The 20,300-nt window shown below is 62.4% G+C and carries 30 protein-coding genes and 1 pseudogene; all 31 read left to right on the forward strand.

From position 1 onward, the window contains the following. The 31 genes and pseudogenes from ACS3WA_RS05045 (at position 1) to rpsK (ending at position 20,211) form a co-directional block, all read left to right on the forward strand. Positions 1-684 carry a Crp/Fnr family transcriptional regulator gene (locus ACS3WA_RS05045; RefSeq protein ID WP_438277471.1) on the forward strand — a complete coding sequence of 228 codons (684 nt, stop codon included), beginning with the start codon at positions 1-3 and terminating at the stop codon, positions 682-684. An 84-nt stretch (positions 685-768) separates the two neighbouring features. After that, the gene (locus ACS3WA_RS05050) at positions 769-1,014 is read left to right on the forward strand and encodes a hypothetical protein (RefSeq protein WP_292613733.1); all 246 of its coding nucleotides are present in this window, start codon (positions 769-771) and stop codon (positions 1,012-1,014) included. Positions 1,015-2,366: 1,352 nt separating this feature from the next. After that, on the forward strand, positions 2,367-2,738 hold the full coding sequence (gene rpsL, locus ACS3WA_RS05055; RefSeq protein ID WP_412772999.1) for a 30S ribosomal protein S12: 372 nt from the start codon (positions 2,367-2,369) through the stop codon (positions 2,736-2,738). A gap of 124 nt (positions 2,739-2,862) precedes the next feature. Further along, positions 2,863-3,333: a 30S ribosomal protein S7 gene (gene rpsG, locus ACS3WA_RS05060; RefSeq protein ID WP_412772998.1), complete on the forward strand. Its 471-nt coding sequence runs from the start codon at positions 2,863-2,865 to the stop codon at positions 3,331-3,333. Positions 3,334-3,363: 30 nt separating this feature from the next. Further along, positions 3,364-5,436 (forward strand): elongation factor G, encoded by a 2,073-nt coding sequence (gene fusA / locus ACS3WA_RS05065; protein ID WP_438277472.1) that lies wholly within the window; start codon positions 3,364-3,366, stop codon positions 5,434-5,436. 39 nt (positions 5,437-5,475) lie between these two features. Then, positions 5,476-6,666, forward strand: a complete 1,191-nt coding sequence (tuf, locus tag ACS3WA_RS05070) for an elongation factor Tu (protein WP_438277473.1) — start codon at positions 5,476-5,478, stop codon at positions 6,664-6,666. Between the two features lie 130 nt (positions 6,667-6,796). Further along, positions 6,797-7,105: a 30S ribosomal protein S10 gene (gene rpsJ / locus ACS3WA_RS05075; protein WP_002712302.1), complete on the forward strand. Its 309-nt coding sequence runs from the start codon at positions 6,797-6,799 to the stop codon at positions 7,103-7,105. Positions 7,106-7,205: 100 nt separating this feature from the next. Beyond that, positions 7,206-7,952 (forward strand): 50S ribosomal protein L3, encoded by a 747-nt coding sequence (rplC, locus tag ACS3WA_RS05080; protein WP_438277474.1) that lies wholly within the window; start codon positions 7,206-7,208, stop codon positions 7,950-7,952. Position 7,953: 1 nt separating this feature from the next. Next, positions 7,954-8,574, forward strand: a complete 621-nt coding sequence (gene rplD / locus ACS3WA_RS05085) for a 50S ribosomal protein L4 (protein ID WP_438277475.1) — start codon at positions 7,954-7,956, stop codon at positions 8,572-8,574. Beyond that, positions 8,571-8,867, forward strand: coding sequence for a 50S ribosomal protein L23 (locus ACS3WA_RS05090; protein WP_438277476.1), 297 nt, complete (start codon positions 8,571-8,573; stop codon positions 8,865-8,867). Before rplD ends, ACS3WA_RS05090 begins: the two co-directional genes overlap by 4 nt. A gap of 28 nt (positions 8,868-8,895) precedes the next feature. Further along, entirely contained in the window at positions 8,896-9,732 is an 837-nt protein-coding gene (gene rplB, locus ACS3WA_RS05095) for a 50S ribosomal protein L2 (RefSeq protein ID WP_438277477.1), read from the forward strand. Positions 9,733-9,744: 12 nt separating this feature from the next. Further along, positions 9,745-10,023, forward strand: a complete 279-nt coding sequence (gene rpsS, locus ACS3WA_RS05100) for a 30S ribosomal protein S19 (RefSeq protein ID WP_027536815.1) — start codon at positions 9,745-9,747, stop codon at positions 10,021-10,023. Positions 10,024-10,033: 10 nt separating this feature from the next. Next, on the forward strand, positions 10,034-10,420 hold the full coding sequence (rplV, locus tag ACS3WA_RS05105) for a 50S ribosomal protein L22 (RefSeq protein ID WP_438277478.1): 387 nt from the start codon (positions 10,034-10,036) through the stop codon (positions 10,418-10,420). 20 nt (positions 10,421-10,440) lie between these two features. Further along, complete coding sequence (gene rpsC, locus ACS3WA_RS05110; RefSeq protein WP_438277479.1) at positions 10,441-11,136, forward strand: 30S ribosomal protein S3; 696 nt, start codon at positions 10,441-10,443, stop codon at positions 11,134-11,136. Between the two features lie 82 nt (positions 11,137-11,218). Continuing rightward, a complete protein-coding gene (gene rplP / locus ACS3WA_RS05115; RefSeq protein WP_292612377.1) occupies positions 11,219-11,632 on the forward strand; it encodes a 50S ribosomal protein L16 in 414 nt (137 codons plus the stop codon). A 5-nt stretch (positions 11,633-11,637) separates the two neighbouring features. Then, the gene (rpmC, locus tag ACS3WA_RS05120) at positions 11,638-11,844 is read left to right on the forward strand and encodes a 50S ribosomal protein L29 (protein ID WP_438277480.1); all 207 of its coding nucleotides are present in this window, start codon (positions 11,638-11,640) and stop codon (positions 11,842-11,844) included. A 10-nt stretch (positions 11,845-11,854) separates the two neighbouring features. Then, the gene (gene rpsQ / locus ACS3WA_RS05125) at positions 11,855-12,103 is read left to right on the forward strand and encodes a 30S ribosomal protein S17 (RefSeq protein ID WP_438277481.1); all 249 of its coding nucleotides are present in this window, start codon (positions 11,855-11,857) and stop codon (positions 12,101-12,103) included. 39 nt (positions 12,104-12,142) lie between these two features. Then, a complete protein-coding gene (rplN, locus tag ACS3WA_RS05130; RefSeq protein WP_002712291.1) occupies positions 12,143-12,511 on the forward strand; it encodes a 50S ribosomal protein L14 in 369 nt (122 codons plus the stop codon). Continuing rightward, positions 12,511-12,825 (forward strand): 50S ribosomal protein L24, encoded by a 315-nt coding sequence (rplX, locus tag ACS3WA_RS05135; protein ID WP_438277482.1) that lies wholly within the window; start codon positions 12,511-12,513, stop codon positions 12,823-12,825. Before rplN ends, rplX begins: the two co-directional genes overlap by 1 nt. Continuing rightward, a complete protein-coding gene (gene rplE, locus ACS3WA_RS05140; protein WP_438277483.1) occupies positions 12,818-13,375 on the forward strand; it encodes a 50S ribosomal protein L5 in 558 nt (185 codons plus the stop codon). The genes rplX and rplE overlap by 8 nt, the downstream gene beginning before the upstream one ends. Before the next feature lie 43 nt (positions 13,376-13,418). Further along, positions 13,419-13,724, forward strand: a complete 306-nt coding sequence (gene rpsN, locus ACS3WA_RS05145; protein WP_438277484.1) for a 30S ribosomal protein S14 — start codon at positions 13,419-13,421, stop codon at positions 13,722-13,724. Between the two features lie 13 nt (positions 13,725-13,737). Beyond that, on the forward strand, positions 13,738-14,136 hold the full coding sequence (rpsH, locus tag ACS3WA_RS05150; protein ID WP_412772985.1) for a 30S ribosomal protein S8: 399 nt from the start codon (positions 13,738-13,740) through the stop codon (positions 14,134-14,136). A gap of 68 nt (positions 14,137-14,204) precedes the next feature. Next, positions 14,205-14,738, forward strand: coding sequence for a 50S ribosomal protein L6 (gene rplF, locus ACS3WA_RS05155; protein ID WP_438277485.1), 534 nt, complete (start codon positions 14,205-14,207; stop codon positions 14,736-14,738). A gap of 11 nt (positions 14,739-14,749) precedes the next feature. Further along, the gene (gene rplR, locus ACS3WA_RS05160; RefSeq protein WP_438277486.1) at positions 14,750-15,112 is read left to right on the forward strand and encodes a 50S ribosomal protein L18; all 363 of its coding nucleotides are present in this window, start codon (positions 14,750-14,752) and stop codon (positions 15,110-15,112) included. 111 nt (positions 15,113-15,223) lie between these two features. Next, a complete protein-coding gene (gene rpsE / locus ACS3WA_RS05165; protein ID WP_292618025.1) occupies positions 15,224-15,799 on the forward strand; it encodes a 30S ribosomal protein S5 in 576 nt (191 codons plus the stop codon). Between the two features lie 64 nt (positions 15,800-15,863). Beyond that, positions 15,864-16,070: a 50S ribosomal protein L30 gene (rpmD, locus tag ACS3WA_RS05170; RefSeq protein WP_438277487.1), complete on the forward strand. Its 207-nt coding sequence runs from the start codon at positions 15,864-15,866 to the stop codon at positions 16,068-16,070. An 88-nt stretch (positions 16,071-16,158) separates the two neighbouring features. Further along, positions 16,159-16,644 (forward strand): 50S ribosomal protein L15, encoded by a 486-nt coding sequence (gene rplO / locus ACS3WA_RS05175; RefSeq protein ID WP_438277488.1) that lies wholly within the window; start codon positions 16,159-16,161, stop codon positions 16,642-16,644. Positions 16,645-16,790: 146 nt separating this feature from the next. Next, complete coding sequence (secY, locus tag ACS3WA_RS05180; protein ID WP_438277489.1) at positions 16,791-18,122, forward strand: preprotein translocase subunit SecY; 1,332 nt, start codon at positions 16,791-16,793, stop codon at positions 18,120-18,122. Positions 18,123-18,401: 279 nt separating this feature from the next. After that, positions 18,402-18,986, forward strand: a pseudogene (locus ACS3WA_RS05185) (adenylate kinase); the annotation flags it as partial. A 343-nt stretch (positions 18,987-19,329) separates the two neighbouring features. Continuing rightward, positions 19,330-19,698, forward strand: coding sequence for a 30S ribosomal protein S13 (gene rpsM / locus ACS3WA_RS05190; RefSeq protein ID WP_009797115.1), 369 nt, complete (start codon positions 19,330-19,332; stop codon positions 19,696-19,698). A gap of 120 nt (positions 19,699-19,818) precedes the next feature. Further along, positions 19,819-20,211 (forward strand): 30S ribosomal protein S11, encoded by a 393-nt coding sequence (gene rpsK / locus ACS3WA_RS05195; protein ID WP_335578515.1) that lies wholly within the window; start codon positions 19,819-19,821, stop codon positions 20,209-20,211. The last annotated feature ends 89 nt before the right edge of the window (positions 20,212-20,300 follow it).

Below are 20,300 nucleotides of genomic sequence, written 5' to 3' on the forward strand. Positions count from 1 at the left end.
TTGGCAAGCATACCGGACTCGGAATGGATCGAAATTCAGAAATTGTGCGAGCCCGTCAAGCTGCCGCTGGGCCGCGTGCTGTACGAACCCCGCGGCGCGTTCGATTACGTCTACTTCCCGGAGACGGCGATCATCTCCAACATCGCACCGCTCAAGACCGACAAGGCGGCCGAGACGTCGACGACAGGGCGTGAGGGAGTGATCAACGTCGGAGCCATCATGGGCGACGATCAATCGATGCATCGCGCCGTCGTTCAGGTGTCCGGTGACGGCATTCGTATTTCCTTTCACGACTTTCAGGATCTGCAATCACGCCTGCCTGTCTTTCGGCGCAAGCTCAACGCCTATTCGCGAGCGTTCCTCGCGCAGGTGATGCAGTCCGTCGCATGCAACGCCAGCCATACGCTGCTCCAGCGCAGCGCGCGATGGCTGCTGAAGTCCCACGATCGCGTCGACGGTGATGAGCTTCGGCTCACCCAGCAATTCCTTGCCGAGTTGCTGGTGGTCAGCCGTGTGGCAGTGAACGCCGAGCTCAAGAAATTCCAGCAAATGAAAGTTCTCACATACAGTCGCGGCATCATCACGATACTGGACCGGGGACTTCTGGAGCGCACATCCTGCGAGTGCTATCGCGCCGTCCGGCGCGAATACGACAGGCTGCTGCCCGGCTCCTTCACCAAATAAAAAAAGCCAGCTATGTAAACTAGTTGGCTATACGGTCACTGCTTCCATCGGTACACCAAATAAATCCAACAATGGAGCGCACCGATGCCGAGACACGTCTCATTTTACGATGAATCTCTGGGAAAGCAGATCGACGGTTCGTACACCTCTGACGGCAAGGTAATTCATGCCGGTTCGGGAACGCTGGGCGCCAAGAGCGCTCCGCTCGGCTATCTTGGCAATGCCAACACGTTTCCGGTCGATCAGGAAGGTCAGGACCTTCTGGCTCAGAAGCTGCTGAGCGAGCTGGCCCATCGTGAAGCGAAGAACGGCCACGCTCACGGTCACTAGGCTTTAAGTACGTAGCCGTTTGCTGCGGAGCCATTGAACTGGTCCCGCTGCGTGGGCGAGTGAAGTTACCGAAACTGACTACTCCTCCTTGGTTTTGTGCGTTACAGCCGACGCTTTTTTCGAATGCTGCACCTTTCGAATGGCGTCGACCGTTTCAAGCGGCAGGTAGCACTCGCTTGAATACGATACGCCTGTAACCGGCTTTACCTGACCCACGGCACTGCTCGTCGTCACCCTTGAGGTGATCGACGGGCAGTGCTTTGGTGCGTCTCCATGTCTTCGCCGCGAGGCTACCGCACCCGTTGCAACGCAGAGTCCGGCCGGGTTCTTGCCCGTCGTCGCCCGCTGCACGCGGCGTCGCCCCGCGAACGCGGGGACCGACGATTCCCGGCGTCGTCGGCGATTTACCGTGGTGTTCGACTATCGCGTTTCGAGCGAATCACGCCCTCGGGGGCGATCCGATGACGATACCGTTTGCGTCGATAAAACGTGTTAAATCAATACCATGCCGTCACTTCTGATTCTTCCGTCCGAAGCGGAGGTTTGGGTATCCAACTGCCGTGGCTCAGGCGCTCATGACCAGTAGCGGCCCGGCACATAGGGCACTGCGGTCGAAGGGATGGCCAACATTTGAATGTGATTCGGGGGCTGGCGGACCGTGGCTTCGCCTGACCCCGCGCCAAGGCAAACCGATCAGGCCAGCCGTTCAAAACTGATCTCAATTCTCGCCGTTGTCCGATTCCCGACCGATCCCGGTAGAAGGCGGCCCAAGAAGGGCGGCCAATATCGTGGAACGATCATTGTTTAGAAGGGGATCCGGCCGAACGGCGACGCGGCCTGTCGCCGGTTTTCCGCGAAAGGGAATTCGCGCCAAGTGGCCGGTGATCAACGGGTAGAAGTGCTTCTGTGACGGCGGTTTAGCCTTGACTTGACGACTCGCGGTGGATAAAACCCGCCCACTTAACGGCAGGCGGTGAGTTACGCCAACGTCGGAACGGATCACCCTTTCTATCTGATTTGGTTGATAGAGACGGGCACCAACCTCGACGAATGCTGCTCAGACGCTGCCGATGATAGCTAGGCAATGCCAGGACGACAGTCGTTCTCTTGAGCAAGTTCTCTCGAGATTGATTTCGGATGCATGACCTCGGTGGAAACTGGCCGGTTCTTTCCGGCTGGCGTTGATCGCGGTCCTCTGTGGCGTCGAAGCGCTTCCCGTTCAGCGATGAACGGTTGGCGCGATTTCGTTTTGCGTGAATCGTTTCATGCGTAGCGAGCGGGTGGGCGACAGCCCCGGACGAATCTGCGGAACCGCTTCGGGTTTCGCGTAAATATAAGGGTGAAGGCGAACGATGCCGACGATCAACCAACTGATCGCAAGTCCGCGCGTCACACAGAAGTCGCGCAAGAAGGTGCCTGCGTTGCAGCAGTCGCCGCAGAAGCGCGGCGTGTGCACGCGTGTTTACACCACGACTCCGAAGAAGCCGAATTCGGCGCTGCGCAAGGTCGCCAAGGTGCGCCTGACCAACGGCTTCGAGGTCATCGGTTATATTCCGGGCGAGGGGCATAACCTCCAGGAACATTCCGTGGTCATGATCCGCGGCGGCCGCGTCAAGGACTTGCCCGGCGTGCGCTACCACATCCTCCGCGGCGTCCTCGATACCCAGGGCGTCAAGAATCGCAAGCAGCGTCGTTCGAAGTACGGCGCGAAGCGTCCGAAGTGACCTGAGCGAAGCGAGGGTCATCCCGGGCGCGCGTCGCGAGCCTTGGGGATCGCCGAACAACAGACATGGATGGCCGGGACGAGCCCGGCCATGACGAAAGAGAAAACGAAGTCAGGACAGATCGATGTCGCGTCGCCATTCTGCCGAAAAGCGTGAAGTGCTTCCCGATCCGAAGTTCGGAAACATCGTCATTACGAAGTTCATGAACTCGGTGATGTATGCCGGAAAGAAGTCGGTCGCCGAAAGCATCGTCTATGGCGCGCTCGACCTGATCGAGGCCAAGACCAAGCAGGGGCCGCTCACGGTGTTCGAGCAGGCGCTCGAGAACGTCATGCCGACCATCGAAGTGCGGTCGCGCCGCGTCGGTGGCGCCACCTATCAGGTGCCGGTGGAAGTCCGCTCGACCCGACGCCAGGCGCTCGGCATCCGCTGGCTGATCACCGCCGCGCGGGGACGCAATGAAAAGACGATGACGGAGCGGCTCTCGGCCGAGCTGCTCGACGCGTCGAACAATCGGGGCAGCGCGGTCAAGAAGCGCGAAGACGTGCACAAGATGGCGGAAGCCAACCGCGCGTTCTCGCACTATCGCTGGTAACGGCGACAACAGGAATTCAAGGACAGCTCCATGCCCCGCCAACATGCTATCGAGGATTACCGTAATTTCGGTATCATGGCGCATATCGACGCCGGCAAGACCACCACGACCGAGCGTATCCTTTATTACACCGGCAAGAGCCACAAGATCGGCGAAGTGCACGAAGGTGCCGCGACGATGGATTGGATGGCGCAGGAGCAGGAGCGTGGCATCACCATCACCTCCGCCGCGACCACTGCGTTCTGGGACGGCAAGCGGCTGAACATCATCGACACCCCGGGCCACGTCGACTTCACCATCGAGGTGGAGCGCTCCCTGCGCGTACTCGACGGCGCGGTGTGCGTGCTCGACTCCAATCAGGGCGTCGAACCGCAGACCGAGACCGTCTGGCGCCAGGGCGACAAGTACAAGGTGCCGCGCATCGTCTTCTGCAACAAGATGGATAAGACCGGCGCCGACTTCTACAAGTGCATGGCCGACATCGTCGATCGTCTCGGCGCGCGCCCGGTGGCGCTGCAACTCCCGATCGGAGCGGAGAACAACTTCAAGGGCATGGTCGACCTCGTCCGCATGAAGGCGCTGGTCTTCAATCAGGACGCTCTTGGTTCGATGTACGATGTCGAGGAGATTCCTGCTGATCTCGCCGACAAGGCGAAAGAATATCGCGAGAAGCTGGTGGAAGCCGCCGTCGAACTCGACGACGACGCCATGGCCGCCTATCTCGACGGCACCGAGCCGGATGAAGCGACTCTCAAGGGGCTGATCCGCAAGGCTGTCATCACCGGCGCGTTCTATCCCGTGCTGTGCGGCACGGCGTTCAAGAACAAGGGCGTGCAGCCGCTGCTCGACGCTGTCGTCGCCTATCTGCCGTCGCCGCTCGACGTGCCCGCCATCAAGGGCATTGACGACAGGGGCAACGAGGTCGTCCGCCATGCCGACGACAAGGAGCCGATGGCTCTCCTGGCGTTCAAGATCATGGACGACCCGTTCGTCGGCACCATCACCTTCTGCCGCATCTATTCCGGCGTTCTCCAGAGCGGCACCGGCGTCATCAACTCGACGCGCGAGAAGAAGGAGCGCATCGGCCGCATGCTGCTGATGCATGCGAACAACCGCGAAGACATCAAGGAAGCCTACGCCGGCGATATCGTCGCGCTGGCCGGCCTGAAGGAAGCGCGCACCGGCGACACGCTGTGCGATCCGGCCCATCCCGTGATTCTTGAAAAGATGGAATTCCCCGATCCGGTCATCGAGATCGCGATCGAGCCGAAGTCCAAGGCCGACCAGGAAAAGCTCGGCGTCGCGCTGGCGAAGCTCGCGGCGGAGGATCCCTCGTTCCGCGTCTCCACCGATCAGGAGTCCGGCCAGACCATCCTCAAGGGCATGGGCGAACTCCATCTCGACATCAAGGTCGATATCCTCAAGCGCACCTACAAGGTCGACGCCAACATCGGCGCGCCGCAGGTGGCGTTCCGCGAGCGCGTCACCAAGCGCGTCGAGCACAGCTACACCCACAAGAAGCAGACCGGCGGCACCGGCCAGTTCGCCGCCGTCACGCTGATTGTCGAGCCGAGCGAGCCCGGCAAAGGCTACGAGTTCGAGTCGAAGATCGTCGGTGGCGCGGTGCCCAAGGAATACATTCCCGGCGTCGAGAAAGGCATCGAAAGCGTGCTTTCCTCGGGCGTGGTCGCAGGCTTCCCGGTGGTCGACGTCAAGGTGCAGCTCATCGACGGCAAGTTCCACGATGTCGACTCCTCGGCCCTAGCGTTCGAAATCGCGACCCGCGCCTGCTTCCGCGAGGCTTTGCAGCGGGGCAAGTCGGTGCTGCTCGAGCCGATCATGAAGGTCGAGGTGGTGACGCCGGAAGACTATACGGGTTCTGTGATCGGCGACCTCAATTCGCGGCGCGGCCAGATCCAGGGTCAGGACATGCGCGGCAACGCCAACGTCATCAACGCGATGGTGCCGCTCATGAACATGTTCGGTTACGTCAACAACCTGCGCTCGATGAGCCAGGGGCGCGCGACCTTTACCATGCAATTCGATCATTATGCTGAAGCGCCGGCGAACGTGTCGGCGGAAGTCCAGAAGAAGTTTGCCTGATTGTCGCTGGCGACAGTCAACGACTGAACGGAGAGTCAAATGGCCAAAGCGAAGTTTGAACGTAACAAGCCGCATTGCAACATCGGGACGATCGGTCATGTTGACCATGGCAAGACGTCCTTGACGGCTGCGATTACGAAGGTTCTCGCGGAGACGGGCGGGGCGACGTTCACGGCGTACGATCAGATCGACAAGGCGCCGGAAGAGAAGGCGCGCGGCATCACGATCTCGACCGCGCACGTCGAATACGAAACCGCGAACCGCCACTATGCCCACGTCGACTGCCCGGGCCACGCCGACTACGTGAAGAACATGATCACGGGCGCGGCGCAGATGGACGGCGCGATCCTGGTGGTGTCGGCGGCGGACGGTCCGATGCCGCAGACCCGCGAGCACATCCTTCTGGCGCGCCAGGTCGGTGTTCCGGCGCTCGTGGTGTTTCTGAACAAGTGCGACATGGTTGACGATCCGGAGCTGCTCGAACTCGTCGAGCTCGAGGTTCGCGAACTGTTGTCGAAGTACGAATTCCCCGGCGACAAGATTCCGATCGTGAAGGGTTCGGCGCTGGCGGCGCTGGAGAATTCGGACCAGAAGCTCGGCCATGACGCGATTCTCGAGCTGATGAAGAACGTCGACGAGTACATTCCGCAGCCGGAGCGTCCGATCGACCAGCCGTTCCTGATGCCGGTCGAAGACGTGTTCTCGATCTCGGGCCGCGGCACGGTGGTCACGGGCCGCGTGGAGCGCGGCGTGGTCAAGGTCGGTGAGGAAATCGAGATCGTCGGCATCCGCCCGACGCAGAAGACGACGGTGACCGGCGTCGAGATGTTCCGCAAGCTGCTCGACCAGGGTCAGGCGGGCGACAACATCGGCGCGCTGTTGCGCGGCACCAAGCGCGAGGAAGTGGAGCGCGGTCAGGTCCTGTGCAAGCCGGGCTCGGTGAAGCCGCACACCAAGTTCAAGGCCGAAGCCTACATCCTGACCAAGGAGGAGGGCGGTCGCCACACCCCGTTCTTCACCAACTACAGGCCTCAGTTTTATTTCCGCACCACGGACGTGACCGGCGTGGTTCATCTTCCGGCCGGCACCGAGATGGTGATGCCGGGCGACAACGTCGCGATGGAAGTGCACCTGATCGTGCCGATCGCGATGGAAGAGAAGCTGCGCTTCGCCATCCGCGAGGGCGGACGCACCGTCGGTGCGGGCGTGGTGGCGAGCATCATTGAGTAACACACACTGACTGTCGTCCCCCGCGAAAGCGGGGGACCCAGTATTTCGCGACGTCGCGTATGAACTGAGGCGCTAGTGTTTACTGGATCACCCGCATTCGCAGGCGATGACAGTCGAAAGAGATAAGCAGATGAACGGCCAAAATATTCGCATCCGTCTCAAGGCGTTCGACCATCGGATTCTCGATACGTCGACCCGCGAGATCGTGAACACCGCGAAACGCACCGGCGCGCAGGTCCGCGGACCGATCCCGCTGCCGACGCGGATCGAGAAGTTCACGGTCAACCGTTCGCCGCATGTCGACAAGAAGAGCCGCGAGCAGTTCGAGATGCGCACGCATAAGCGCCTTCTCGACATCGTCGATCCGACCCCGCAGACGGTCGATGCCTTGATGAAGCTTGATCTGGCCGCGGGTGTCGACGTCGAGATCAAGCTCTGACGACGCGGCAGCCCGCCGTTCCGGCAGGGCGCGCGGAAGTCGAAACGAAGTTTGGGAACAGTCCGAACGTTAGCGGACAGAAAGAACAGGAAGCACGCCGATGCGCTCCGGAGTGATCGCACAAAAGGTCGGGATGACGCGGGTCTTCACGGAGACCGGCGAGCATGTCCCTGTGACCGTGCTGAAGCTGAGCAATTGTCAGGTGTTGGGTCACCGGACCAGTGAGAAGAACGGCTACGTCGCGTTGCAGCTCGGCTCGGGCGTGCGCAAGACGGTCTATCTGCCGAAAGCGGAGCGCGGGCAGTTCGCGGTGGCCAAGGTCGAGCCGAAGCGCAAGGTCGCGGAATTCCGCGTGTCCGAGGATTCGCTGATTCCGGTCGGCGCTGAAATTCAGGCGGACCATTTCGTGGTCGGTCAGTTCGTCGATGTCACCGGCACCTCGGTCGGCAAGGGTTTCGCCGGCGGCATGAAGCGGTGGAACTTCGGCGGTCTGCGCGCCACGCACGGCGTGTCGGTCTCGCATCGTTCGATCGGTTCGACCGGCGGACGTCAGGATCCCGGCAAGACATTCAAGAACAAGAAGATGCCCGGCCACATGGGCGTCGATCGCATCACGACGCTCAATCTGCGCGTCGTCTCGACCGACGTGGAGCGCGGGCTGATCCTCGTCGAGGGCGCCGTTCCGGGCTCCAAGGGCGGCTGGATCGCGGTGCGTGACGCGGTCAAGAAGCCGTTGCCGAAGGAAGCGCCCAAGCCCGGCAAGTTCAAGGTTGCGAACGGCGGTGCGCAGGCTGCCGGCGATGACAAGGTCCCGGCGGATGCCCCGGCCGAGAAGGAGGGTGCATAACATGGAACTGAACGTCACCACCCTCGAAGGCAAGGCCGCGGGCTCGGTCCAGCTCTCGGACGGGATTTTCGGTCTCGAGCCGCGCAAGGACCTGATCCAGCGCTGTGTCAACTGGCAGCTCGCCAAGCGTCAGGCCGGCACCCACAAGGCCAAGGGCCGCGCGGAAATCTGGCGCACCGGCAAGAAGATGTTCAAGCAGAAGGGCACCGGCAACGCCCGTCACGGCTCCGCCCGCGTCTCGCAGTTCCGCGGCGGCGGTCGCGCATTCGGTCCGGTCGTCCGCAGCCATGCGCACGATCTGCCGAAGAAGGTGCGCGCGCTGGCGCTGCGCCACGCGCTGTCGGCGAAGGCCAAGGACGGCGGTCTGATCGTCATCGACAGCGCCGAGCTGAAGGATGCCAAGACCAAGGCGCTGATCGGCCACTTCTCGGGCCTCGGCCTGACCAGTGCGCTGATCGTGGACGGTGCCCAGGTTCATGCCGGGTTCGAAACCGCCGCGCGCAATATTCCGAACATCGACGTGCTGCCGATCCAGGGCATCAACGTCTACGACATTCTGCGCCGTCAGAAGCTCGTTCTGACCAAGGCGGCGGTTGATGCGCTGGAGGCGCGCTTCAAATGACAATCGATGCGAAGCATTACGATGTGATCGTCTCGCCGGTCATTACCGAAAAGGCGACGATGGCCTCCGAACACAACAAGGTCGTGTTCAAGGTGACACGCAAGGCGACCAAGCCGCAGATCAAGGAAGCGGTCGAGAAACTGTTCGACGTCAAGGTCAAGAACGTGAACACGCTGGTGCGCAAGGGCAAGACCAAGGTCTTCCGCGGCAGCCTGGGTTCGCAGTCGGACAGCAAGCGCGCGGTTGTGACCCTCGAAGAGGGCCACCGCATCGACGTCACCACCGGACTCTGAGGCGGAAACGGCTTTAAGGCGATAGATTATGGCACTTAAAACATTCAATCCCACGACGCCGGGCCAACGCCAGTTGGTGATGGTCGATCGTTCGGCCCTGTACAAGGGCAAGCCGGTCAAGAAGCTTACCGAGGGCAAGCGCGCCAAGGGCGGCCGCAACAACACCGGCCGCATCACCGTGCGGTTTCGCGGCGGCGGCCACAAGCAGGCCTACCGCAACGTCGATTTCAAGCGCGGGAAGGTGGACGTGCCGGCGGTCGTCGAGCGGCTCGAATACGACCCGAACCGCACCGCCTTCATCGCGCTGATCAAGTATCGGGACGGCGAGCAGGCTTACATTCTCGCGCCGCAGCGGTTGGCCGTCGGCGACACCGTCCTCGCCGGCAACTATGTCGACGTCAAGCCGGGCAATGTCATGCCGCTCGGCAACATGCCCGTCGGCACGATTGTTCATAACGTCGAGATGAAGATCGGCAAGGGCGGCCAGCTTGCGCGCTCCGCCGGCACCTATGCCCAGATCGTCGGCCGCGACCAGGACTACGTCATCCTTCGCCTGAATTCAGGTGAGCAGCGCCTGGTGCACGGCCGTTGCCGCGGCGCCATCGGTGCGGTCTCGAATCCGGATCACATGAATATCTCGATCGGCAAGGCCGGCCGCACCCGCTGGATGGGTCGGCGCCCGCACAACCGCGGCGTGGTCATGAACCCGATCGACCATCCGCACGGCGGCGGCGAAGGCCGCACCTCGGGCGGCCGTCACCCGGTGACGCCGTGGGGCAAGCCGACCAAGGGCAAGAAGACCCGTTCCAACAAGTCGACCAACAAGTTCATTCTCATCAGCCGCCACAAGCGGAAGAAGCAGTAAGGAAAGCCGGACATGGTTCGTTCAGTCTGGAAAGGCCCGTTCGTCGAAGGCTCGCTGCTCAAGAAGGCAGATGCGGCGCGTGCGAGCGGCCGTCATGATGTCATCAAGATCTGGAGCCGTCGCTCGACCATTCTGCCGCAGTTCGTCGGCCTGGTGTTCGGCGTCTACAACGGCCAGAAGCATGTGCCGGTGTCGGTCAACGAGGAGATGGTCGGTCACAAGTTCGGCGAGTTCTCGCCGACGCGGACCTTTCATGGCCACTCCGGCGACAAGAAAGCCAAGAAGGCTTGAGGTTTAAGTCATGAGCAAACCAAAGCGCGAACGGACCCTCCCGGAAAACGAAGCCAAGGCGGTCGCCCGGATGCTTCGGGTGAGCCCGCAGAAGCTCAACCTCGTTGCGCAGTTGATCCGCGGCCGCAAGGCGTCGGCGGCGCTTGCCGACCTACAGTTTTCGCGCAAGCGGATCGCGGGCGACGTGAAGAAGTGCCTGGAGTCGGCGATCGCCAACGCCGAGAACAACCACGATCTGGACGTCGACGAGTTGGTCGTGGCGCAAGCGTTTGTCGGCAACGGCATGGTGATGAAGCGTTTCGCACCGCGCGGCCGAGGCCGCTCGGGCCGTATTTATAAACCGTTCTCGCAACTGACCATCATCGTGCGTCAGGTCGAGGCCGAGGCGAGCGCTTAAGAGAGGCGCAGGAGAAAACGATGGGTCAAAAGATCAATCCGATCGGGCTGCGTCTTGGCATCAACCGGACCTGGGATTCCCGTTGGTATGCCGGCAAAGGCGAGTACGGCAAGCTGCTGCACGAGGACGTCAAGATCCGCGAGCTTCTGCACAAGGAGCTCAAGCAGGCGGCCGTGGCGCGCATCGTGATCGAGCGCCCGCACAAGAAGTGCCGCGTGACGATCCATTCGGCGCGTCCCGGCGTCGTGATCGGCAAGAAGGGCGCCGATATCGACAAGCTTCGCAAGAGGGTCGCCGACATCACCTCGTCGGACGTCGTCATCAATATCGTCGAAATTCGCAAGCCGGAGCTTGACGCCACGCTGGTCGCCGAATCGATCGCGCAACAGCTCGAGCGCCGCGTCGCGTTCCGCCGCGCGATGAAACGCGCCGTGCAGTCGGCGATGCGTCTGGGCGCCGAGGGCATCCGCATCAACTGCTCGGGCCGTCTTGGCGGCGCCGAAATCGCCCGCATGGAATGGTATCGCGAAGGCCGCGTGCCGCTGCACACGCTGCGCGCCGACGTCGATTACGGCGTCGCCACCGCGTTCACGACGTTCGGCACCTGCGGCGTCAAGGTCTGGATCTTCAAGGGCGAGATCCTCGAGCACGATCCGATGGCCCAGGACAAGCGGCTGGCCGGGGACGACACCCGTCCGCGCCGCGACGCGGCTTGAGCGACAGCATGATCCCGAAAAGTGGATACCGGTTTTCGGAGCAGATCATGCGCAATAGACAGAAGGTTTGAGGGCGTAAGCCATGATGCAACCCAAGAAGACCAAGTTCCGGAAGGCGCACAAGGGCCGCATCCACGGCACCGCGTCGTCGGGCGCGACGCTGGCTTTCGGCCAGTTCGGCCTGAAGGCGATGGCGCCCGAGCGCATCACGGCGCGTCAGATCGAAGCCGCGCGACGTGCGCTGACGCGTCACATGAAGCGCGCCGGCCGCGTCTGGATCCGCGTGTTCCCGGATGTGCCCGTCTCGAAGAAGCCGGCCGAGGTCCGCATGGGCTCGGGCAAGGGCGCGCCGGAATTGTGGGTGGTGCGGGTCAAGCCGGGCCGGGTCCTTTTCGAGATCGATGGCGTCGCGGCGCAGACCGCGAAGGAAGCGCTGACGCTCGCCGCCGCCAAGCTGCCGATCAAGACGCGCTTCGTCGCGCGCATCGCGGAGTAACCGACATGGCCGCAATGAAGACCGCCGACATTCGCGCGATGACCCCCGACCAGATGGACGACGCCGTCGCCAATCTGAAGAAGGAGCGGTTCAATCTGCGCTTCCAGCGCGCCACCGGGCAGTTGGAGAACACCTCGCGGATGCGCGAAGCGCGCCGCGATATCGCACGGATCAAGACCATCGCCGCGCAGAAGCGCGACGCGAAGAAATAAGGGGCGCAAGATGCCGAAACGGACGCTGCAGGGCGTGGTCGTCAGCGACAAGCAAGCCAAGACGGTTGTGGTGCGCGTCGATCGCCGCTTCACCCATCCGATCTACAAGAAGACCATTCGCCGCTCGAAAAACTATCACGCGCACGACGAGAACAACGAGTTCAAGCCGGGTGATACGGTATGGATCGAGGAGAGCAAGCCGATCTCGAAGTTGAAGCGCTGGACCGTGGTCCGGGGCGAACAGAAGAAAACCGCTTAAGCGCGATTTTGCGCATCAGAAAGAGGACAAGGTGCATCAATGATTCAGATGCAGACCAACCTCGACGTGGCCGATAATTCAGGCGCACGCCGTGTCATGTGCATCAAGGTGCTTGGAGGCTCCAAGCGCCGCTATGCAACGGTGGGCGACATCATCGTCGTGTCGATCAAGGAAGCCATCCCGCGCGGGAAGGTGAAGAAGGGCGACGTCATGAAGGCGGTGGTCGTGCGCGTGGCCAAGGACATCCGCCGCGCGGACGGCTCTGTGATCCGCTTCGACCGCAACGCGGCCGTGCTGATCAACAATCAGTCCGAGCCGGTCGGCACCCGCATTTTCGGACCGGTGCCGCGCGAGTTGCGCGCCAAGAACCACATGAAGATCATTTCGTTGGCCCCGGAGGTGCTGTGATGGCTGCCAAGATCCGGAAAGGCGACAAGGTTATCGTTCTGTCGGGCCGCGACAAGGGCCGCACCGGCGAGGTGTTCGAGGTGCGTCCGGCGGAAAGCAGGGCTTTGGTGCGCGGCGTCAACATGGTGAAGCGCCACCAGAAGCAGACCCAGAACCGGGAGGGCGGCATCGTCTCGAAGGAGGCGCCGGTCCACCTGTCCAAGATCGCGATCGTCGGCAAGGACGGCAAGCCGACCCGCGTCGGTTTCAAGATTCAGGCCGACGGCACCAAGGTGCGTGTCGCCAAGCGTTCGGGAGCGGAGATCGATGGCTGAGACGGCTTACGTGCCGCGCCTGCGCGCGGAGTATGACAAGAGCATCCGCGCCCGGCTGACCGAGCAGTTCGGCTATGGCAACGTCATGCAGGTGCCGCGCCTCGACAAGGTGGTTCTCAACATGGGAATCGGCGAGGCCGTGAACGACCGCAAAAAGGCCGAAACGGCGGCTGGCGACCTGTCGCTGATCGCCGGCCAGAAGGCGATCGTGACCTATTCGCGCGTCGCGATCGCGACCTACAAGCTGCGTGAAAACCAGCCGATCGGCTGCAAGGTGACGCTGCGCAAGGCCAAGATGTACGAGTTCATCGATCGCCTGGTGAACGTCGCGCTGCCGCGCGTGCGCGACTTCCGCGGCCTCAACCCGAAGAGCTTCGACGGCCGCGGCAATTACTCGCTCGGCATCAAGGAACACATCATTTTTCCCGAAATCGACTTCGACAAGGTCGGGGAGAGCTGGGGCATGGACGTCACCGTCTGCACGACGGCGCAGACGGACGATGAAGCCCAGGCGCTGCTGACCGCATTCAATTTCCCGTTCCGGCAGTGAGACGCTGAAAGGCGCTCAGACGCGGAAAGGCAAGGAGCCGAGCATGGCAAAGAAGAGTTCGATCGAGAAGAACAACCGGCGCAGGCGGATGACCAAGAACGCGGCTGCGAAGCGCGCGCGGCTGAAGGCGGTCATCGCCGACAAGACCAAGCCGATGGAGGAGCGGTTCGCCGCCACCCTGAAACTTGCCGAAATGCCGCGCAACTCGTCGGCGACGCGTATTCGCAATCGTTGCGAACTGACCGGACGTCCGCGTTCGAATTACCGCAAGAACAAGTTGAGCCGCATCGCGTTGCGCGATCTCGGCTCGCGAGGCCTGGTTCCCGGCCTCGTGAAGTCGAGCTGGTAAGGAGGATCGCCAGATGTCCACGCACGATCCGATCAGCGATCTCATCACCCGCATCCGCAACGCACAGATGCGCAACAAGTCCAAGGTTTCGACGCCGGGCTCGCGGATGCGCGCCAACGTGCTCGAAGTTCTCAAGAGCGAGGGCTATATCCGCGGCTACGCCAGCGTCGAGCATTCCTCGGGCCGCAGCGAGCTCGAGATTGAGCTGAAGTATTTCGACGGCGAGCCGGTGATCCGCGAGATCGAGCGCGTCTCCAGGCCGGGCCGGCGGGTTTACGCCTCGGTGAGGAATCTGCCCCGCGTCAATAACGGGCTGGGAATTTCGGTGTTGTCGACGCCGAAGGGGATCATGGCCGACCACGATGCGCGCGACGCGAACGTGGGCGGCGAAGTTCTCTTTACGGTGTTCTAGTGCGTATGTCGCGAAAGTGGGAACCGGTTTTGCGACAACGTGCACAGACCAAGATGAAGGATTGAGCCATGTCACGCATTGGCAAGAGGCCGGTCACGGTGCCGTCGGGTGTGACCGCGACCGTCGAAGGGCAGACCGTCAAGATGAAGGGGCCGAAAGGCCAGCTTCAGTTCGTCGTCCATGACGATGTCGAGGTGAAGTTCGAGGACGGCGCGGTGAAGGTCGCGCCGCGATACGAGACCAACCGCGCGCAGGCGCTGTATGGCACGGCGCGTGCGCAGGTCGCCAATCTTGTCGCGGGCGTCACCAAGGGTTTCGAGAAGAAGCTCGAGATCGTCGGCGTCGGTTATCGCGCCGCCTTGCAGGGCAAGACCCTGCAGCTCGCGCTCGGCTACAGCCACGACGTCAACTACGCGATTCCGGAAGGCATCACGATCGCGGTGCCGAAGCCGACCGAAATCACGATCACGGGCAACGATGCGCAGCGCGTCGGCCAGGTCGCGGCCGAGATCCGCGGCTATCGTCCGCCAGAGCCCTACAAGGGCAAGGGCGTGAAGTACGCTGATGAAAAGATCTTCCGCAAGGAAGGCAAGAAGAAGTAACGGAGCCGGTCATGTCGAAATTGAAGATTACGAATGCCCGGCGCAAGCAACGCGTGAGGCTGTCGTTGCGCCGCACCGCGAACGGCCGTCCGCGGCTGTCGGTGTTCCGCTCGTCCAAGCACATCTATGCCCAGGTCATCGACGACCAGAAGGGCGAGACGCTGGCGTCGGCGTCGTCGCTGGAGAAAGCGATGCGCGATGCGGGCAACACCGGCGCCAACATCGAGGCCGCCAAGGCGGTCGGCAAGCTGCTGGCGGAGCGGGCGGTGAAGAACGGTGTCAAGGAAGTGGTCTTCGATCGCGGCGGCTATCTCTATCACGGCCGCGTCAAGGCTTTGGCCGATGCGGCCCGCGAGAGTGGATTGAGCTTCTAATGCGTAGCCCGCAAAAGGCGGAAACGGGTTTTGCGACAGGAATACGCGACTTGAGATTGGTATCGAACGGACAGGACGGGGCGGAAGCCTCACAAGGATCGGAAAAACACCATGGCAGGTGAACGCGAACGCGGCGGACGCGAACGGAGCAGGGATCGCGAGGAGCGCGACAGCGAGTTCGTCGACAAGCTCGTCCACATCAATCGTGTGGCGAAGGTCGTCAAGGGCGGCAAGCGGTTCGGTTTCGCGGCGCTGGTCGTGATCGGCGACCAGAAGGGCCGCGTCGGCTTCGGTCACGGCAAGGCGCGCGAAGTGCCGGAGGCGATCCGCAAGGCTACGGAATCGGCCAAGCGCAATCTGACGCGCGTGGCGCTGCGCGAGGGCCGGACGCTGCATCACGACATCGCGGGGCGTCACGGCGCAGGCCGCGTTTACCTGCGCGCCGCGCCGGCCGGCACCGGCATCATTGCCGGTGGCCCGATGCGCGCGGTGTTCGAGACGCTCGGCATCCAGGACGTGGTTGCGAAGTCGGTCGGCTCGTCCAATCCCTACAACATGGTTCGCGCGACCTTCGATGCGCTGAAGCATCTGGATTCGCCGCGCTCGGTCGCCGCCCGCCGCAACATCAAGGTATCCACGCTGCAGGCGCGCCGTGTCGGCGGCGACGTCGAAGCGGTTGCCGAATAACGAGGCTGAGCCGGAGCGGCGGTCGCCGGTCCGATCAACCAGCCGCACTTTTGGAGTGAGGACGATGGCCAAGACTGCGAATAAGGCCGCAAAGACGATCAAGGTCGAGCAGACCGGCAGCGCGATCCGCCGCCAGCACGCGCAGCGTTCGACGCTGATCGGGCTCAGGCTCAACAAGATCGGCCGGGTCGCCGAGTTGCAGGACACGCCCGAGGTTCGCGGCATGATCGCGAAGGTTCAGCACATCGTCAGGGTGATCGACGAGACATAACAATTTGCCGTCACGCCCGGCCTGATGCCGGGTAAGAGACGTGGATGGCCGGGGAGCCCGGCTCGGCGGACATGACGAGGATGCGACAATGAAACTCAGCGATATCGCCGACAACGCAGGCTCGCGGAAGAAGCGGATGCGGATCGGCCGGGGTATCGGCTCCGGCAAGGGCAAGACCGGCGGCCGTGGCGGCAAGGGCCAGACCGCGCGCTCGGGCGTGCGCATCAAGGGCTTTGAAGGCGGCCAGATGCCGCTGCACCGCCGCCTGCCGAAGCGTGGCTTCAACAACATTTTCCGGCTGGAGTTCGCCGAGATCAACCTCGACCGGCTCCAGGCCGCGATCGACGCCGGTTCGATCAACGCGAAGGAGACCGTCAACGCCGAGTCGCTGGTGAAGTCCGGCGTGGTGCGACGCGCCAGGGACGGGATCCGTCTGCTCGGTCGCGGCGAGATCAAGGCGAAACTCACCATTGAGGTCCATGGGGCCTCGAAGTCCGCGATCGCGGCGGTCGAGAAGGCTGGCGGCTCGGTGAAAATCCTTGCGCCGAAGCAGGACGAAGGCGAGGCAGCGTAACATCTGCGTCATCGTCGGCTTTGGCGTGCGACACCAGACTTGCGAATGGTAGATTTATCGACAACCGAGCACCACACGAGGTTTGACGTCTGCCGAGTGCCCACCGCGGAGCATGACGGCAAGGTTGGCGCGGGAGAAAGCTGAATATGGTCTCAGCGGCGGAACAACTGGCGGCGAACCTTAATTTCTCCGCGTTCGCGAAAGCCGACGAACTGAAGAAGCGCATCTGGTTCACACTGGGTGCGCTGCTCGTCTATCGGCTCGGCACCTACATCCCGCTGCCGGGCATCGACCCCACGGTCTGGCAGAAGGTTTTCAACTCCCAGGCCGGCGGCATCCTCGGGATGTTCAACATGTTCTCCGGCGGCGGCATCGATCGCATGGCGATCTTCGCCCTGAACATCATGCCGTACATTTCGGCGTCGATCATCCTGCAACTGTTGACCACCGTGTCGCCGAAGCTCGAGGCCCTCAAGAAGGAGGGCGAAGCCGGCCGCAAGATGATCAACCAGTACACCCGCTACCTCACGGTGGTGCTGGCGTTCTTCCAGTCCTACGGCATCGCCGTCGGCCTTCAGGGTGCCGGCAACGTCGTCAGCAATCCGGGCATGTTCTTTCTGATCTCGACCGCGATCACGCTGACCGGCGGCACCATGTTCCTGATGTGGCTCGGCGAGCAGATCACCTCGCGCGGCATCGGCAACGGCATTTCGCTCATCATCATGGCGGGCATCGTCGCCGAGTTGCCCTCCGCGCTGGCCAACATGCTGGAGCTCGGCCGCCAGGGCGCGCTGTCGACCGGCATCATCCTGATCGTTCTGATCATGGTGGTGGCCGTTATCGCCTTCATCGTGTTCATGGAGCGCGCCCAGCGCAGGCTGCTGATCCAGTATCCGAAGCGTCAGGTCGGCAACAAGATGTTCGAGGGGCAGTCCTCGCATCTGCCTCTGAAGCTTAATACCTCGGGCGTGATTCCGCCGATCTTCGCATCGTCGCTGCTGCTGCTGCCGACGACGGTCGCGAACTTCAACGCGGGCAAGGGACCGGAATGGTTCCAGTGGCTGAACACGCAGCTCGGCCACGGCCGGCCGCTGTTTCTGGTCCTCTACCTCGTGCTGATCGTGTTCTTCACCTTCTTCTACACCGCGATCGTGTTCAATCCGACCGAGACTGCCGACAATCTGAAAAAGCACGGCGGTTTCATTCCGGGCATCAGGCCGGGCGAGCGCACGGCCGAATATATCGACTACGTGCTCTCGCGCATCACCGTGCCCGGGGCGGTCTATCTCGCGGTTGTCTGCCTGATCCCGGAGATCCTGATTTCCTACGCGGCCGTGCCGTTCTACTTCGGCGGCACCTCGCTCCTGATCGTCGTCAGCGTGACGATGGACACGGTGTCGCAGGTGCAGGGGTATCTGCTGGCCCATCAGTATGAAGGGCTGATCAAGAAATCCAAGCTGAGAGGGCGACGCCGGTAATTCGGCGTCTGCCGGCCAGTCAAATTCGCGCCCGGTGCGCTCGCACGAGGCGCGCCCCGACGTGGCTGCGCAGCATGGCCCTTGTCGCTGACGCCGATCCAGACTGAGGTCGGCACCACATTCATGGCAGCCTTCCGCCGCCGTGCTTCGTATTTCATTGATCGCCTATGGCAACGTGGCTTATGAGTTTGCGTGAGGATCGGCGCTGATGTGTCCCGTTCCCACTATCGAAACGCGGGTGCGTGGCCGCTCGCTCAACCGGCGAGGGGGCAATTCGTCATGAGACTGATTCTTCTCGGACCGCCGGGGGCAGGGAAGGGAACCCAGGCGCAACGCCTGATCCACGACTACGGAATCGTTCAGCTCTCCACCGGCGACATGCTGCGCGCGGCTGTAGCTGCCGGCACGCCGGTCGGGCTCAAGGCGAAGGACATCATGGCGAGCGGCGGGCTGGTTCCCGACGACGTCGTCATCGGCATCATTTCCGATCGTCTCGACCAGCCGGATGCGGCCCGCGGTTTCATCCTGGACGGCTTTCCGCGCACCGTGCCGCAGGCCGAAGCGCTGGACCAGCTGCTCGACTCTAAGAAGCTCAATCTCGACGCGGCTATCGAACTTCGTGTCGATGAGCGTGCACTGTTGCAGCGCGTGGAAAGCCGGGTCGCGGAAATGACGGCCCGGAACGAGCAGGTGCGGGCCGACGATACGCCCGAGGTGCTCTCAAAGCGCCTGGCGAGCTATCGGGCGCTGACGGAGCCGCTCATTCGCTACTATTCGGAGCGCGGCAAGCTGCTGACCGTTGACGGCATGATGGCCGTCGAGGACGTCACGCGGGATATCCGCAGCGTCCTGAGGAAAACGGGGGTGCCGATGTCGAAATTCGGCGTCCGCAGGTGGTGAAGCCGCCCGGATATCGATCTGGGAGGCGTATGAGAGCGCCCCGACGGTTTGTCGTTCCGGATGAGGAACCGGCAAGGGAAAGCACGCAAAAGGCGGTCACAAAGTCACGAAAAAGCGAGCAGATGGCGCGAAACGGTTGACGAAACGATACTAAATCCCTAATAAGCGGTCATCCAGCGGATCGTTTGAGACGATGCCGGGCCCCAGGATTGCGCGGGTCGGGCGTCGTGTTCGTGTTTGAGGATACCCGCCTGAAATATCGAAGGAAAGGCCGACCCATCGAGGGCCGGTGACAGGAGAAAAGTCTGTGGCCCGTATTGCCGGCGTGAATATCCCGACCAACAAGCGCGTCGTCATTGCGCTTCAGTATATCCATGGCATCGGTCAGAAGAATGCCGCCGAGATCATCGAGAAGGTCAAGATTCCGGCGGATCGCCGGGTCTCGCAACTGACCGATCAGGAAGTTCTTCAGATTCGTGAAGTCATTGATCGCGACTACCTCGTCGAAGGCGATCTTCGCCGTGAAGTCGGCATCAATATCAAGCGGCTGATGGATCTCGGCTGCTATCGCGGCCTGCGTCATCGCCGCGGTCTGCCGGTGCGCGGCCAGCGCACCCATACCAACGCGCGCACCCGCAAGGGGCCGGCCAAATCGATCGCCGGCAAGAAGAAGTAACGATAGCGATAAGCGAGCGGGGACAGCGGATAGTCGTTTCTATCGCTGCTTTGCCGTTCGCTACTCGCTGGTGGAGCCGCTGGCACTACGGCGGCGTTGAGATCACAGGAAAGGCTGACAATGGGTAAGGAAGCTGCGACACGCGTGCGCCGCCGCGAACGCAAGAACATCGCATCCGGCATCGCGCATGTGAATTCGTCGTTCAACAACACCACCATCACCATCACCGACGCGCAGGGCAACACCATCGCCTGGTCGTCGGCCGGAACGATGGGCTTCAAGGGCTCGCGCAAATCGACGCCGTATGCCGCGCAGGTTGCTGCGGAAGACGTTTCCAAGAAGGCGCAGGAGCACGGGATGCGCACCCTCGAGGTCGAGGTGGCAGGCCCGGGGTCGGGCCGCGAATCGGCGCTGCGCGCGCTGCAGGCCGCTGGCTTCACCGTCACCTCGATTCGTGACGTGACCACGATCCCGCATAACGGTTGCCGTCCGCGCAAGCGCCGGCGCGTTTGATATTCGGCCGCGGGCGTTGGTCGTCCGCACAGGTTCAAGACCTAATTATCGCGCGGGTTGATCCGCGCACTCCAACGCCAGAGATCTTG

The sequence above is a fragment of the Nitrobacter sp. genome, assembly GCF_051535235.1.
Lineage (GTDB): Bacteria > Pseudomonadota > Alphaproteobacteria > Rhizobiales > Xanthobacteraceae > Nitrobacter.

Coding starts and splice junctions, on each gene's coding strand:
- ACS3WA_RS05050 (WP_292613733.1), top strand. CDS start 769: ATGCCGAGACACGTCTCATTTTACGATGAATCTCTGGGAAAGCAGATC.
- rpsL (WP_412772999.1), top strand. CDS start 2,367: ATGCCGACGATCAACCAACTGATCGCAAGTCCGCGCGTCACACAGAAG.
- rpsG (WP_412772998.1), top strand. CDS start 2,863: ATGTCGCGTCGCCATTCTGCCGAAAAGCGTGAAGTGCTTCCCGATCCG.
- fusA (WP_438277472.1), top strand. CDS start 3,364: ATGCCCCGCCAACATGCTATCGAGGATTACCGTAATTTCGGTATCATG.
- tuf (WP_438277473.1), top strand. CDS start 5,476: ATGGCCAAAGCGAAGTTTGAACGTAACAAGCCGCATTGCAACATCGGG.
- rpsJ (WP_002712302.1), top strand. CDS start 6,797: ATGAACGGCCAAAATATTCGCATCCGTCTCAAGGCGTTCGACCATCGG.
- rplC (WP_438277474.1), top strand. CDS start 7,206: ATGCGCTCCGGAGTGATCGCACAAAAGGTCGGGATGACGCGGGTCTTC.
- rplD (WP_438277475.1), top strand. CDS start 7,954: ATGGAACTGAACGTCACCACCCTCGAAGGCAAGGCCGCGGGCTCGGTC.
- ACS3WA_RS05090 (WP_438277476.1), top strand. CDS start 8,571: ATGACAATCGATGCGAAGCATTACGATGTGATCGTCTCGCCGGTCATT.
- rplB (WP_438277477.1), top strand. CDS start 8,896: ATGGCACTTAAAACATTCAATCCCACGACGCCGGGCCAACGCCAGTTG.
- rpsS (WP_027536815.1), top strand. CDS start 9,745: ATGGTTCGTTCAGTCTGGAAAGGCCCGTTCGTCGAAGGCTCGCTGCTC.
- rplV (WP_438277478.1), top strand. CDS start 10,034: ATGAGCAAACCAAAGCGCGAACGGACCCTCCCGGAAAACGAAGCCAAG.
- rpsC (WP_438277479.1), top strand. CDS start 10,441: ATGGGTCAAAAGATCAATCCGATCGGGCTGCGTCTTGGCATCAACCGG.
- rplP (WP_292612377.1), top strand. CDS start 11,219: ATGATGCAACCCAAGAAGACCAAGTTCCGGAAGGCGCACAAGGGCCGC.
- rpmC (WP_438277480.1), top strand. CDS start 11,638: ATGGCCGCAATGAAGACCGCCGACATTCGCGCGATGACCCCCGACCAG.
- rpsQ (WP_438277481.1), top strand. CDS start 11,855: ATGCCGAAACGGACGCTGCAGGGCGTGGTCGTCAGCGACAAGCAAGCC.
- rplN (WP_002712291.1), top strand. CDS start 12,143: ATGATTCAGATGCAGACCAACCTCGACGTGGCCGATAATTCAGGCGCA.
- rplX (WP_438277482.1), top strand. CDS start 12,511: ATGGCTGCCAAGATCCGGAAAGGCGACAAGGTTATCGTTCTGTCGGGC.
- rplE (WP_438277483.1), top strand. CDS start 12,818: ATGGCTGAGACGGCTTACGTGCCGCGCCTGCGCGCGGAGTATGACAAG.
- rpsN (WP_438277484.1), top strand. CDS start 13,419: ATGGCAAAGAAGAGTTCGATCGAGAAGAACAACCGGCGCAGGCGGATG.
- rpsH (WP_412772985.1), top strand. CDS start 13,738: ATGTCCACGCACGATCCGATCAGCGATCTCATCACCCGCATCCGCAAC.
- rplF (WP_438277485.1), top strand. CDS start 14,205: ATGTCACGCATTGGCAAGAGGCCGGTCACGGTGCCGTCGGGTGTGACC.
- rplR (WP_438277486.1), top strand. CDS start 14,750: ATGTCGAAATTGAAGATTACGAATGCCCGGCGCAAGCAACGCGTGAGG.
- rpsE (WP_292618025.1), top strand. CDS start 15,224: ATGGCAGGTGAACGCGAACGCGGCGGACGCGAACGGAGCAGGGATCGC.
- rpmD (WP_438277487.1), top strand. CDS start 15,864: ATGGCCAAGACTGCGAATAAGGCCGCAAAGACGATCAAGGTCGAGCAG.
- rplO (WP_438277488.1), top strand. CDS start 16,159: ATGAAACTCAGCGATATCGCCGACAACGCAGGCTCGCGGAAGAAGCGG.
- secY (WP_438277489.1), top strand. CDS start 16,791: ATGGTCTCAGCGGCGGAACAACTGGCGGCGAACCTTAATTTCTCCGCG.
- rpsK (WP_335578515.1), top strand. CDS start 19,819: ATGGGTAAGGAAGCTGCGACACGCGTGCGCCGCCGCGAACGCAAGAAC.